General features: G+C 45.3%; 9 protein-coding genes. 4 read left to right on the top strand and 5 right to left on the bottom strand.

The annotated features are described in order from the left end of the window. The first annotated feature begins 9 nt into the window (after positions 1-9). On the top strand, positions 10-1,008 hold the full coding sequence (rluB, locus tag Q4B79_RS03760) for a 23S rRNA pseudouridine(2605) synthase RluB (RefSeq protein ID WP_303085094.1): 999 nt from the start codon (positions 10-12) through the stop codon (positions 1,006-1,008). Between the two features lie 51 nt (positions 1,009-1,059). Here the strand turns inward: rluB and Q4B79_RS03755 are convergent, their stop codons facing one another. Next, positions 1,060-1,890, bottom strand: coding sequence for an ion transporter (locus Q4B79_RS03755; RefSeq protein ID WP_303085093.1), 831 nt, complete (start codon positions 1,888-1,890; stop codon positions 1,060-1,062). A 352-nt stretch (positions 1,891-2,242) separates the two neighbouring features. Between Q4B79_RS03755 and Q4B79_RS03750 the strand changes: the two genes are divergently transcribed. Continuing rightward, positions 2,243-3,658: an outer membrane protein transport protein gene (locus tag Q4B79_RS03750; protein ID WP_303085092.1), complete on the top strand. Its 1,416-nt coding sequence runs from the start codon at positions 2,243-2,245 to the stop codon at positions 3,656-3,658. Positions 3,659-4,304: 646 nt separating this feature from the next. Here Q4B79_RS03750 and secF read toward each other — a convergent pair. The 3 genes from secF to yajC are packed head-to-tail and all read right to left on the bottom strand — an operon-like array spanning position 4,305 to position 7,692. Continuing rightward, positions 4,305-5,432 carry a protein translocase subunit SecF gene (gene secF / locus Q4B79_RS03745; RefSeq protein ID WP_303085091.1) on the bottom strand — a complete coding sequence of 376 codons (1,128 nt, stop codon included), beginning with the start codon at positions 5,430-5,432 and terminating at the stop codon, positions 4,305-4,307. 9 nt (positions 5,433-5,441) lie between these two features. Beyond that, a complete protein-coding gene (secD, locus tag Q4B79_RS03740) occupies positions 5,442-7,316 on the bottom strand; it encodes a protein translocase subunit SecD (RefSeq protein WP_303085090.1) in 1,875 nt (624 codons plus the stop codon). Between the two features lie 58 nt (positions 7,317-7,374). Next, positions 7,375-7,692 carry a preprotein translocase subunit YajC gene (yajC, locus tag Q4B79_RS03735; protein ID WP_303085089.1) on the bottom strand — a complete coding sequence of 106 codons (318 nt, stop codon included), beginning with the start codon at positions 7,690-7,692 and terminating at the stop codon, positions 7,375-7,377. 320 nt (positions 7,693-8,012) lie between these two features. On the opposite strand from yajC, the gene Q4B79_RS03730 reads away from it, so the two are divergent. After that, the gene (locus tag Q4B79_RS03730; RefSeq protein WP_303085088.1) at positions 8,013-9,215 is read left to right on the top strand and encodes a CNNM domain-containing protein; all 1,203 of its coding nucleotides are present in this window, start codon (positions 8,013-8,015) and stop codon (positions 9,213-9,215) included. Positions 9,216-9,234: 19 nt separating this feature from the next. On the opposite strand, the gene Q4B79_RS03725 is transcribed toward Q4B79_RS03730, so the two are convergent. Then, positions 9,235-9,843, bottom strand: a complete 609-nt coding sequence (locus Q4B79_RS03725; RefSeq protein ID WP_303085087.1) for a FixH family protein — start codon at positions 9,841-9,843, stop codon at positions 9,235-9,237. A gap of 297 nt (positions 9,844-10,140) precedes the next feature. On the opposite strand from Q4B79_RS03725, the gene purL reads away from it, so the two are divergent. Beyond that, positions 10,141-14,061: a phosphoribosylformylglycinamidine synthase gene (gene purL / locus Q4B79_RS03720; protein WP_303085086.1), complete on the top strand. Its 3,921-nt coding sequence runs from the start codon at positions 10,141-10,143 to the stop codon at positions 14,059-14,061. Positions 14,062-14,107: the final 46 nt, after the last annotated feature.

Here is a 14,107-nt window from a genome sequence, read left to right as displayed (position 1 = left end):
GACAAACCCATGACCAACTCTCAGACTCCTCTTAATCATCAAGACGCCGAATTAATCAGTGGTAAGCCGACAGGAGAAAAACTCCAAAAACTCTTAGCAGGTGCAGGTTTAGGCTCTCGCCGTCAGCTAGAAGAAGTTATTAAAGTAGGGCGTATTTCTATTAATGGTAAAATCGCCACTTTGGGCGATAGAGCAAGTCCCGCCGACGAGATTCGTGTGGACGGTCGCTTGGTGCGTATCCATGCTGAGCGAGCCAAGCGTCGCCGAGTGTTGGCGTATTATAAGCCTGAGGGCGAGATTTGTTCGGCGTCTGACCCTGAGGGTCGTCCTACGGTGTTTGACCGTTTGCCAAAGCTGACAGGCGACAGATGGATTATGGTGGGTAGACTTGATATTAATTCATCAGGGCTTTTGTTATTTACTAATGATGGTGAGCTTGCTCACAGGCTCATGCACCCATCAAGTGAGATTGTGCGTGAATATGCCGTGCGAGTGCTTGGCGAGGTAACTCCAGAGATTGCTCGTAATCTAACCTCTGGCGTAGAGCTAGAAGATGGCACAGCAAAATTTGATGACATCAGAGAGGGCGGTGGTACAGGTGTCAATAAATGGTATTATGTTACCATCAAAGAGGGGCGTAAGCGTGAAGTTCGCCGCATGTTTGAATCACAAGAATTAAAAGTCTCTCGCTTGATTCGTGTGCGATACGGTAGCATGACACTACCAAAAGAGCTAAAAACAGGGCGGTTTATTGAACTTGATGCCAAAGCCATTGATGGTTTGGTGGGCTTGGTGGGTTTGTGTTCTCGTCAGGGGACTGGTCTAAATACTGCCACCAAAGAAAAGCAAGCTCGCATTCACAAAAAGCCCCTGCCAGCTCGTGAGGTTCGCCAAAAACGTCATGATCGCTTCGGTAAAGATGGCAAAAAGCCGAGCAAACAAGCAAAATTTGACAAAAAAGATCCTAAAAAACCCTCCTTTGCTCAGGCGAAGTTTTATAAGGTGTAGGCTGATTTTGTGGGATTTGTTATGAGGGCGAGAGAGGTTCGCCCTTTTTGTTTATAAGTGCAAATCATGTCCACAACGGTCGCAAAATTTAGCATTTGAGGCATGACCAAATTTTCCGCATTTTGGGCAGGTAATGGGGTGTAATTGAGGTCTCATGGTGCGTGATAGTTCAGCGGTAAAAATTCCTGTCGGCACAGCAATGATAGAATAACCCATGATCATCACCATGCTTGCAATCGCCTGACCGATGGGGGTCTTGGGAGAGATGTCGCCATAGCCTACGGTTGTCAAGGTTACAACCGCCCAATAGATAGATTTGGGGATGCTGGTATAGCCATTTTCAGGACCCTCCACCACGTACATGACCGAGCCAAAAATTGTAACCAGTAGTAGCAATGACAAGAAAAAAACGATGATTTTATGCTGGCTGGTACGAAATGCCGCCGCCAAAAACCCAGCCTGTTGCATGTAGGATTTGAGGCGAAAAACCCTAAAAATCCGCAAAATCCGCAAAATCCGCACCACCAGTAAATACTGTGTTCCCATAAAAAATAAACTTAAATAACTAGGTAGTAAAGCCAGCAAGTCTATCACGCCAAAAAAACTAAATGCATATTGCTTGCGACTGGGGGCTGAGTACAGTCTGAGCAAATATTCGGTGGTAAACAGAACGGTAAATAGCCATTCGGCATAAAAAAATAACCGACCATATTGAAGTCTAAGATATAGCACGCTATCTAGCATGACCACAATCACGCTTAGTATGATACCGATCAGTAAAACAACATCAAAAAACTTCCCTTCGGGGGTGTCCGTGCCTTCGATGATGATGTGGATTTTTTCTTTTAGGGGGAGATTTTTTTTGTAGGTTGGGGCTTTCATGAAGTTTAGAAGGATTTTTTTGCGATATTTTATAACAAAGTGAAAAATTACGATAGTGTTTTTTGTGAAGTTTTTTATCATGGAGGTTGCGTTTTTAATTTAAAATGATTATTAATTATTAATATTTTGCTAAAAATTCGTGAAAAAATTTTAAAAAATGACAATTTATTCACAGAATGTACGTTTTTTGCTATTGTTTTATGCTGAATTTTGTTTTATTATGTGATAACGAAACAGTTGTTAAAACACTTGTTTTTGTGTGGATTTGATGGCATGACAAGGTTTTAGCGATGATTTTCTAGGCAGTATGTACAAGACATACGGAAGAGTTGTTTTTAAATTGGAGTTTTTTATGTTTAATTATAGACACTTAGCATTAGCAATAGCATCGATTGGTGTAGTGGGTACAGCAAATGCGGCGGGTCTTGACCGCTCAGGACAGGATGTTACAGCGTTTTTGCAAGATGGCACATATGGCGAGGTGGTGTACACCTACATTGAGGCGAGTGTTTCTGGGCAGGACACCAGTGGCAATGCAATTAGCAACATGGCAGAAGCCTATGATTCTGCACGTTTTGGTATTAAAGCGGACATTAATGACACATTTAGTGTTGGTGTGCTGTACGATGAACCATGGGGTGCAGCAATTGAATATCGTGGCAACAACAACTTTGTGAGCGACAAGGATAAAACAACCGCCATGATGGTAAATACCGCTGCGACTGTATTGGGTAGTAGCCCCTTGCTTAGCGACGCACAAAAGGCTCAAATTGGTGCGATGGTACCCACCATCACAAGTGTGGAAGTCGCCAAAGGTACGGCTCAACAGCTAAACGCATCAGGTAATCCCACCATGCAATATGTTGCTGGCAAGTTAAATGATATTGCTACCTCTGCTGAAAGCACGCACGGTCAAGGCACCAACGTTGAGATTCGTACCCAAAACGCCACGTTGCTCATGGGTGCCAAACTTGGTCAAAATAAAAACTTTCAAATTTATGGCGGTCCACAAATCCAACGTCTGACAGGCGAGGTACATTTGCGTGGTACAGCATATGGTGCGATGACTGGTTATGACGCCAGAATCGGTGCTGACACCAGTTACGGCTGGGTGGCGGGTGTCGCCTACCACAAACCTGAGATTGCCCTAAAAGCAGCCTTAACCTATCGTTCAGAGATTGACCATGAACGCTCTATTGCGGAGGTTGTGCCAGCGTTGGCTCTTCGAGACCGTGATACAGCCATCACTCAGCCATTTAGCGTAACTTTGCCTGAGTCATGGAATCTAGATTTTCAAACAGGGATAAACCCAACCACGTTATTAACCGCCAAAGTACGCTATGTGCCATGGTCTGATTTTAACATTACGCCACCACAGTACAGCAACACCATCAAAGCCAGCAATCCTGCTAGCTTTCCAAATGGTCTGCCTATCGTGCGTTATTCTGACGACCAGTGGTCAGCAGAAGTTGGTTTGGGCAAAAAACTAAATGACAAACTTGCCGTACAGGGTTCTGTGGGCTATGACAGCGGTGCAGGCAATCCTGTTAGTACATTAGGTCCAATTAAGGGTTATTATAGCGTTGGCTTGGGTGGTAAATATAACATCACACCCGAATGGTCTGTGTCGCTCGGTGCTAAATACTTTAAGTTTGGCGATGCCGTTGCCCAAATCCCAACACAGGTGGGTACAGATGGTAGCGTGGCACGTTTTGAGGATAATGACGGTTATGCTGTGGGTGTCAAGTTAGCTTACCAAAAGAAATAAAGTAACACAAACATGAGTTGGGCAGCCTAAGCACATCGCTTGGGCTGTTTTTTATGGGTGATGCCCGTCGCGAAAAATCTTGCCGACTTTTGCAATAAATATCCTTTTGAGTTTATTGCACCATGTGTAATTTGATTTCATTCTAATAAATCAACCCATAAAAATACCCCAAACTTCACAGCTTGGGGTATTTTGTTTTCAGGTTTTGATTTATCTTAAAAACTCCACAATCTTGGCAAGTTTACCTTCAATGTGCCTGATAAGGCGATAGACGGCTAATAGAAGTCGCCTTATCCGCCCTGACATCTGGCACATAACCCAAAGCTATCTACCCAAAAAATCAACCCGCCATCGTGAGCTTATGTGCTAAAATAGGACGACAAAAAAGACAGGCATTTTTACCTGTCTTTCCCCATAAAACCACAAATTTAAACTCCGCCAACTTGTTGCACCCAGTGTAACGCTCTTGCAGTTTGGTCTATCTTAACTTATCCCACATTGTTTTGAATTGTCCCATTTATTGCAGAGTGTGTGGTTGGTTTATTGTGGTGGGGTTTATATGGGAGTGAAAAAGTTTTTATGTTGGGGGGTGCGATATTGTGATTTTAAAGTATAAAAAACCGCCCAGTCGGACGGTTTTATCAAATTAATCTTGGCTGTTTTGAAGTTTGGGGTCGGCAAATATAACCACTTCTTCTTCAAATTCTGGCTTAACTCTAACCACAAAATCTTCACGAGACAGCCCCATGCGTAAGGGGATTGAGCTTGCGATATAGACTGAGGAATACGTACCTGCAATGGTGCCGATAAACTGAGCAAGTGCAAACCAGTAAAGACCATCGCCACCCAAGAACAAGAGGGCGATAACCACCACAAAAATAGTACCTGTGGTCATAAAGGTGCGACGTAGGGTTTCGGTTAGGGATAAATCAACCACCTGACGAGGCGTAAGCCCACGAACACGGCGAAAATTCTCACGAATGCGGTCATAGACGACGATGGTGTCATTGACTGAATAACCAATGAGTGCTAGCACCGAAGCCAATACCGTCAAATCAAATGGCCAGCCAAATATGGCAAATAATCCACATACCACAATCACGTCATGAAAGAGTGCCAGCACCGCACCAACTGCCAATTTAAACTGAAAGCGAATGGAGATATAAATCATCATTAGCAATAGTGCCAACCCTAACGCCATCATGGAGTTGGTGTAGACCTCGCCACCTACTTGACTGCCGATGATGTTGATGTTATCAACGGTGGCTGGGTTTGAGGGGAGGTTTAGAGCTTCGCTAAGGGCGGTACTCAATCCCTCAGGGTCTTTGTTTTCTTGGGGGGGTAGGCGAACCAGCAATTCTTGTCGAGTACCTAAGTACTGCACCACCGCATCATTAAAACCTTTTTCTGAGAGTGCGGCGGCAACCTGAGCTTGTTCGGCAGGTTGTTCGTATTTGACATCGGCAGAGATACCACCTGTAAAATCTAGCCCTAAGTTTAATCCCTTAGTGGCAATGGCAAAAATACTAGCCACCACAAGCAGTAGGGAGATGACCACCATAGGGATTTCAAGCTTCATAAAGGGTATGATTTGCCGATTGGCGATGAGCTTAACTCCGCCTTCTTTTTCGGCGAATTCATCGCTTTGAATGATGGCTTGGTTGGCTAGGCTGGCATTTGCCTGAGCATTGCTGCCCTTGCCGTCACGGCGTGGTGCACGGCGGCGGCGAGTCTCACCTGTGGCGTTGTTAAGATTGTCATGATTGTCTGTCATCTTTTACTCCTAACCAATGCTAATTTTGGTAAGATTTTTGCGATAGCCGTACCATATTTGTAGTAAGGCACGAGTAACAATGATAGCGGTAAATAGTGAGGTAATGATACCAATAGCAAGTGTTACCGCAAAACCCTTAACAGGACCACTTCCAACTGCAAACAAGATAAATGCCACAAGTAGTGTGGTAATGTTGCCGTCAAAAATTGAGCTAAACGCACGGTCAAAGCCTGCCAAGATGGCAGATTTTGTTCTGGCGCCAGAGGCCAGTTCTTCACGGATTCGCTCAAAAATCAGTACGTTGGCATCGACCGCCATACCCATTGTCAGGACAACCCCTGCAATACCTGGCAGGGTTAGTGCTGAGCCGATGATAGACATGACGGCAGTTAGCATGACGATGTTCAGGGCAAGGGCAATATTGGCGATGACGCCGCATGCACGATAGAATATAATCATCCATACAAAGACAAGCAAATAGCCAATTTGAGAGGCAAAAAGACCCTTGTCGATGTTGTCTTGACCGAGCGATGGACCGATGGTACGCTCTTCTGCAAAGTACATGGGTGCTGCTAACGCCCCAGAGCGTAATAATAGTGCAAGCTCTCCTGCTTCGGCTGGACTGTCTAGTCCTGTGATGACAAAAGATGAGCCAAGCACCGCTTGAATGGTAGCACGGTTGATGACACGAATTTCGCTGTATGGCTGACGAACTTCTTTGCTCTCGCCAGTATCAGGATTGGTTTCATAGCCAATGCGTTGTTTGTTTTCGATAAATAGCACTGCCATTTGTTTGCCGACGCTGGTACGTGTGGCATTCTGCATGAGGCGACCGCCTGCGGTGTCTAGTGTGATGGCGACTTGAGGACGACCATTCTCATCAACACCTGCTTGGGCGTTTTGGACTTTATCGCCTGTAACAATGGCTTGACGGTCAAGCAAGATGGGTGGACCATCAAGCGTCTCAAATGGAAAGGCTTCTGTGCCAGCAGGGGCGACACCGCCTGCATAATGTTCATTTTCTGCACTAACCATACGAAATTCTAAGTTGGCAGTACGTCCAAGTACACGCTTTGCCTCTGCGGTGTCTTGCACACCTGGCAGCTCAACTACGATACGGTTTGAGCCTTGTGATTGTACCAGTGCTTCTGCTACGCCAAGCTCATTAATACGGTTTCGTAGGGTGGTTAGGTTTTGACCAACGGCGTACTCGTTGATTTGAGCAAGGGCATGGTCGCTGTACGCTATTTCGAGGATTGCCCCATCTGTGCCAGCCAAAGGTCTAAATGTAAAATCAGCAACCGAGCTTTGCAGGACTTTTTGGGCTTCATCACGTTCGCTGTTGGTATTAAAGGTGAGCACCATGCCGTTTTTGGTGGTTCTTAGGCTTTTAACGGCAATCTTAGCAACCCTAAGATGTCGTCTGATGTCCTGCGAGGCGGTGGCAAGACGCTGTTCGAGTGCCTTATTCATGTCCACTTCTAGTACAAAACGCACGCCCCCACGCAAGTCCAGACCCAATTTCATGGGTTTGGCACCAAGATTTTTGAGCCATTGGGGGGTGGTTTGGGCGAGGTTGAGTGCCACCACATAATTATCGCCTAAGTTTTTGCGTAATGTTTCTTGGGCTTTTAGCTGGTCTTCGGCGGTGTTTAAGCGGATAAGGGCGGTGTTATTTTCAAAGCTACCGCCGTGATGGGATAGACCTGATTGTTCAAGCAAGGCTTGCGACTTGGTCAGCACGTCAGAGCTAAGTTGTGTGCCTGCACTTGCTCCTGTGATTTGAACGGCAGGTTCGTCAGGATAGAGATTTGGCAGGGCGTAAATGCCAGCAATGACAAGCACCACAGCGATTAGTATGTATTTCCAAGCAGGGTAATGCATAAGGACTTCTTTTAGGGTTGATGATGGTTGAGGACGCTTAATTTAATCCATTGGTGGATTAGATGTTATCGATGGTGCCTTTGGGCAGTACGCTGATGACAGAGGCACGCTGAATCTTGACATCGGTGTTTTTGTCAAGGGCGATGACAGCGTAGTCGCCTTCGATTTTTTTGATGCGACCAACAAGACCGCCAGCAAATACCACTTCATTGTCCGCAGTGAGGTTATCGACCATTGTACGGTGTTCTTTGGCACGTTTTGATTGGGGACGAATGATTAAAAAATAAAAAATGGCAAAAATCGCCACCATTGGCAAAATCTGCAAAAAAGCATTAGGTTGGGCGGGGGCAGATGTTGCAAGTGCAGAAAGTAGCATAACCTCTCCAATTTCTAAAATGAAAAATAACGCATATCATACCACAAAACCAAGATATTTTTGTCAATTTTATCAGGGCGTGCCGAACATTTATAACATTATTGACGGATTAGCAATAATTTGGAAATATTTTGATTATTTTTAATGGTGAATATAAACGTTCCACACGCCCAAAACACATACAAACCCCCTCACGTTATGGCTAAATTTAATCAATTTGGATAAATTACTCTGACAGGATTGTACTTTTGAAGTAAAAACACTTGCAGTTATGATGGTTTTGGCTTAATATTTGGGTTTTTCAAATTTTTATATCCTATATGTCTACTTCTTGGTCTAAGCCTCGATTTTATTTGTTATTATTTTTGTTGTTGCCAGTTGTTGTTTTTGCTTCTGTGGGTGAGGGCGGGCAGGCGAGTAGCACCAATGTGGCTTTGCTGATTTTTTATGTGTCGCTGTCGCTGGTGGCGTCGTTTATTTGTTCGATTTCTGAGGCGACGCTACTGACCATGACCCCCAGTTACATTGAGAGTATCAAGGAAGACAACCCCAAAACCGCCGAGCTTTTAGAGGATATTAAGGTTCATAACATTGAAAAATCCATCTCATCTATCCTAACCCTAAATACAGTCGCTCACACCTTAGGTTCGTTGGGGGCAGGAGCTCAGGCGACAGTGGTGTTTGGCAGCGCTTGGTTTGGGGTGTTTTCGGCGGTAATGACGGTGGTTATTTTAATTGGCACAGAAATCATTCCTAAGACACTTGGTACGACCTATTGGCGAAAGTTTAGCGTGCCTGTGGCATATTACGTCAAGGGTATTAACATTTTGCTGTTTCCGATGGTGTGGTTCGCCGAACGCATTTCTCGTCTGATGACAAAGGGTAATCACGAATCAGACTTCAACCGTAGTGAGTTCATCGCTCTTGCCAATCAAGGAGAGAGCTTGGGACAGATGAGTGAGCTCGAAACACGCATCATTAAAAATTCACTGGCTCTTAGCATGATTCATGTGGAGAGTATCGTAACGCCACGTTCTGTCATGGTGGCGTTTGATGAAAATATGACGGTGGGCGATGTGTTTGCCACGCACGCCAAACTGCCATTTTCACGCTTTCCAATTTTTGATGAGGATTTGGATAATGCCACAGGATTTGTGCTAAAAACAGATTTGCTCATCGCCAAAGCTAATCGTGAAATCCATATGCCTATCAAGGCATTTAAGCGTGAAATTACGTTTGTATTTGCTAAAATGAAGCTGTTTGATGTGCTGGATTTGATGCTAAAAGAGCGGTTTCACATCGCCCTTGTGGTGGGGGAGTTTGGCGAGGTTAAGGGAATTGTCAGCCTAGAAGATGTGTTAGAGACACTTTTGGGGCTTGAAATCGTTGATGAGATTGACCGTGTTGATGACATGCAGGCACTGGCTCGTCAGCTGATGGACAGACGCATGAATAGGCTTGGCACAAAAGTGGCTGATGATGAGAATGTCAATGAAGTGCCAAACCCTAACGAAAATCAGTAACAGCTTAGTCCCAATTTATTTATTGGGACTGACTAAGGTTTGGCTGGCTTCGCTTATGGCGTTGGTCAGGCAGGGTTTGGTTGGTATCATCAAAGGCTTTTAGGGGTAGAAAAATGACGTTTTTGGCGGGCATTTTTTGGTTTTGGGTCAGTCGCCATGTGCCTTTATCGGGGTCATCGCCGATGATGTTAAAATAGTATTTTGCAGGCAAGCCATCAAGGGAAACTGTGCCTGTGTAGAGATTGTCTGTGGTGTGTGTTAGGGTCAAATCCCTGTCTTTGTTTTTGTCGGTGGCGTGCGATATATTTGCAGTCAGCGTGGCAGGATAAATGATGGGTAGGGCAGATTTTAGCTCAAAACTGATTTGATAATCTTGGGGTGAGCCATCAAATCTCATCACGCCTGACAACCCCAAATCATGAGCAAGCTGATCTTTTGAGGCATCTTGATAGAGGCTTTTGCCGTCCATGTACCAGTCATCACGCACGGTTGAATCCTTGACTTTGATGGCGTATATCACAAAAAACACACACGCAACCACCACCGCAAGTGGCAAGCCAATGACAAACACAGTCAGCATGTAGTTTTTATACCAGGGGGCAGATGAACTGGGGTTTTTGGTGGTCATAACGCATCATATGGATAAAATTTCTTTATTCTAGCATTTTTTACACAAAAAGCCAAAATTTTGATGGATTTTTAGGTTGGGTGTATTTTATGGTATTTAAGTTTGGCTTATGGTTGGTAATTTATTTAACATAATCTTTGATGTTTGTTATTCATCATCTCTGTGCCATCAAAAATGGATTTTTTGGTAAATTTTGACAAAATGGCACAGCGATTTTTCGCAAATTTACCCAAAATCTGTTAAAATGGTAAGATTATTGATTGTTTGTAATCCAACCAAACTTTGGGGAATTTTATCATGATGACCATCGCTGGAAAGCCATTTTTGACCCAGTTTCAGACTGAGGCACTAATTAGGGAACTAAATACCAAAACCAATTTGGGTATTCATGCCATTAAATCACAGCAGATTTATGTTTTTCCAAGTTATCTAAATGCCGATGACCATAAAAAGGCACTTAGTCTATTAAATGGTGGCGAGCAGTTTGAGGAAAATAAACCCAGTGTGGGCGAGCGTCAAGTGGTGGTGTCGCCTCGTTTTGGTACGATTAGTCCATGGGCTTCCAAAGCGACTGATATTTTTAATAACTGCGGTATCGACATACAGCGTGTGGAGCGAGTGGTGCTGTTTACGCTGACAGGCGAGCAGGATTTGCCGTCTAAATTGCCAGTGGCGGCAGAGCAGATTTTGCATGACCGCATGACCCAAAGTTTAAGTTATGACTTATCAGCGGTAAAGGCGTTATTTCATGATGAAAAACCACAAAGCCTAAATCACATCGATGTGATGGGACGGGGGCGTGAAGCATTGGTGCGTGCCAATAAAGAGTTTGGCTTTGCACTCTCTAGCGAGGACATGGATTATCTGGTTAAGCATTTTAATATTTTGGCGAGAAATCCCACCGATGTAGAGCTGATGATGTTCGCTCAAGCTAACAGCGAGCATTGTCGTCATAAGATTTTTAATTCCGAGTGGATGATTGATGGTAAGGTGCAAGACAAGTCATTATTTAAAATGATTAAAAACACCTATGAGACCTCGCCTGAGGGTATTTTATCTGCCTATAAGGATAACGCAGCGGTCATGGAGGGCTTTACGGCACAGCGTTTTTATGTGAATAAGAATGCAGAAGCATTGCATGAATATGATTTTCATGAAGAGCCTGTTGATATCTTGATGAAAGTAGAAACACACAATCACCCCACCGCCATCGCTCCATTTGCAGGGGCAGCAACAGGTTCAGGCGGGGAGATTCGTGATGAGGGGGCGACAGGGCGTGGCGGTAAGCCAAAAGCTGGTTTGGCAGGGTTTAGCGTCTCGCATCTGCATCTACCCAACATGCCTGAAAAATGGGAAGAGGATAGCCTAACTTATGGCAAGCCTGAGCGTATGGCATCAGCCCTTGAAATCATGACGCATGCACCGCTTGGCAGTGCGGCGTTTAGCAATGAATTTGGACGACCAAATTTGACAGGGTATTTTAGAAGTTTTCAGCTTGATACCAGCATTGCCAAAGATGGCTCGCAAATGCGTGGCTATCATAAGCCGATTATGATTGCAGGGGGTTATGGTAATATCAAGCGAGATTTGGTTGAGAAAAACCCCATTCGTCAAGGCGATTTGCTGATTGTACTGGGTGGACCTGCCATGCAAATTGGGCTTGGGGGAGGTGCGGCAAGCTCGGTGGACAGTGGCAGTCTTGATGAGGGTCTTGATTTTGCTAGCGTACAGCGTGATAACGCCGAGATGGAACGCCGTTGCCAAGAAGTGATTGATACTTGCTGGGCGATGGGGGCAGAGCATAACCCCATCGTCTCCATTCACGATGTGGGGGCAGGTGGGCTATCAAATGCCATGCCAGAGCTTGTCAATGACCATGAGCTTGGGGCGGTGCTTGAACTGCGTAAAGTGCCATCATTGGAGCAAGGCATGTCGCCGATGGCAATTTGGTCAAACGAAGCCCAAGAGCGTTATGTGCTTGCCATTAATCCAAAAGACGAAGCGGTGTTTGATGAAATTTGCCAACGTGAGCGTTGCCCCTATGCGGTACTTGGCGTGGCAACAGACGTGCGTCAATTAAAAGTCAATGACGAGCTATTGCCCGAACAGCCTGTGGATATTCCCATGCAGGTTCTACTGGGCGGAACACCCAGAATGAAGCGGTCTGTTATCCGCAAAAACAGCCAGCTGACCGCGTTGGATTTGAGCGATGTGGATATTTCATCGGCGGTTAAAGATGTGCTACGACACCCAACGGTGGCAAGCAAATCTTTCCTCATCAGCATTGGCGACCGTTCCATCACAGGTATGGTAGTGCGTGAGCAATATGTGGGGCGTTATCAAGTGCCTGTGGCAGATTGTGCGGTAACCATGACAGGGTTGAATGCCGATACTGGCGAGGCGATGGCGATGGGTGAGCGTTCACCTGTGGCACTTATTAGCCCAAAAGCCTCAGCACGATTGGCGGTGGGCGAGGCAGTAACCAATCTGGCAAGTGCCAACATCGCTAAGATCTCTGACATCACACTCTCTGCCAACTGGATGGCGGCGTGTGGCAGCGATGTAGAAGATGTTGCCTTATATGATGGCGTGATGGCGGTGGGCGAGGAGCTTTGCCCTGCACTTGGGATTGCCATTCCTGTGGGTAAAGACAGTCTTTCAATGCGTGCAGGTTGGCAAGATAATGGCGATAAGGCGGTGGTGTCGCCCATGAGTCTTATCATCACAGGATTTGCTCCTGTGCAAGACATTAATAAGACCCTTACTCCTGAACTCATCAACACCGATAGTCGCCTATATCGCCTTGATTTATCAAAAGGTAAGTTCCGTCTTGGTGGTTCTATCTTGGCTCAGACACTAAGTCAGCTAGGTAATGAATGTCCTGATGTGGATAGTGCCGATGACCTAAAACGCTTCTTTGAATTCGTACAAACTGCAAACAATCAAGGGCTAATTAGTGCCTATCATGACATCTCTGATGGTGGCTTGATTGCAACCGTTGCTGAAATGCAATTTACCGCTCGTGTGGCGATTAACTTATCGTTAGATGATGAAAATCTAGTGGGTCAGTTATTCGCCGAAGAGCTTGGTGCAGTGGTGCAAGTTTTGCCAGAGTATGTGCTAGAATTTACAGATTTGGCAGAGCGAATGGGCGTGTCTGACATGCTAAGTGAGATTGGTCAAGTGTTTGAAACCCCAGCAGGCGGGGCAGATCAAGATATTTTGAGCATTCAAACACCAAATGATGATTTTGAATTTATGCGTAGCGATTTACAAATGACATGGACAAAGGTCAGCCATGCCATTGCTCGCTTGCGTGACAACCCAGTATGTGCCGACCAAGAATTTGCCTTAATTGATGATATTCATCATCATGGACTTATCGCACAGGCAAATTACGACCTAAATCAAGCAGTAGAAGCTCCTTATGTCAATAGCCGTACCACTCAACCTAAGGTAGCAATACTGCGTGAACAAGGCGTAAACGGACATCTTGAAATGGCGGCAGGCTTTAAAAAGGCAGGCTTTGATGCCATTGATGTACACATGAGCGACCTGATGAGTGGGCGTGTCAATCTGCGTGATATGGATGGACTTGTCGCTTGTGGTGGATTTAGTTATGGCGATGTGTTAGGGGCAGGTTCAGGCTGGGCGAACAGCATTTTACATCATGATGAGTTATCAATGATGTTTGCTCGCTTCTTCCATCGCCCTGAGACTTTTGCACTTGGTGTGTGTAACGGCTGTCAAATGATGAGTCAGCTCAAAGACTTGATGGTGGGAGCAGAGCATTTTCCACGTTTTAGTACCAACGTTTCGGCAAGATTTGAAGCTCGCACCGTCAATGTTCGTGTAGAACGCACCAAATCTGTCCTTCTAAAAGGCATGCAAGATAGTATTTTGCCGATTGCGGTCGCACATGGCGAGGGCTTTGCCAACCTCAGCGATAAAGCAATTTTTGAGCTAGAAAATAGTGGTCAAATCGCCCTACGTTATGTGGATTCGCAAGGAGTGCCTACGGAGCATTATCCACTAAACCCCAATGGCTCGCCGCAGGGTATTACAGGTATTTGCAGTAATGACGGTCGTGTTACGCTGATGATGCCACACCCAGAGCGTACGCTACGAGCCATTAACCATTCTTGGAAACCCAAAGAGTGGGACAAGGATGGTGCGTGGATGAGACTATTCCGCAACGCCAGAGCGTTTTTACGATAAATTAAATCAAAACCACACAAGCTTAGGCTGATGACACTAAGTTTGT

The organism is Moraxella sp., from assembly GCF_030525845.1.
In the GTDB taxonomy this organism is placed as follows: Bacteria; Pseudomonadota; Gammaproteobacteria; order Pseudomonadales; family Moraxellaceae; genus Moraxella.
This window is presented reverse-complemented; position numbering and strand designations above follow the sequence as displayed.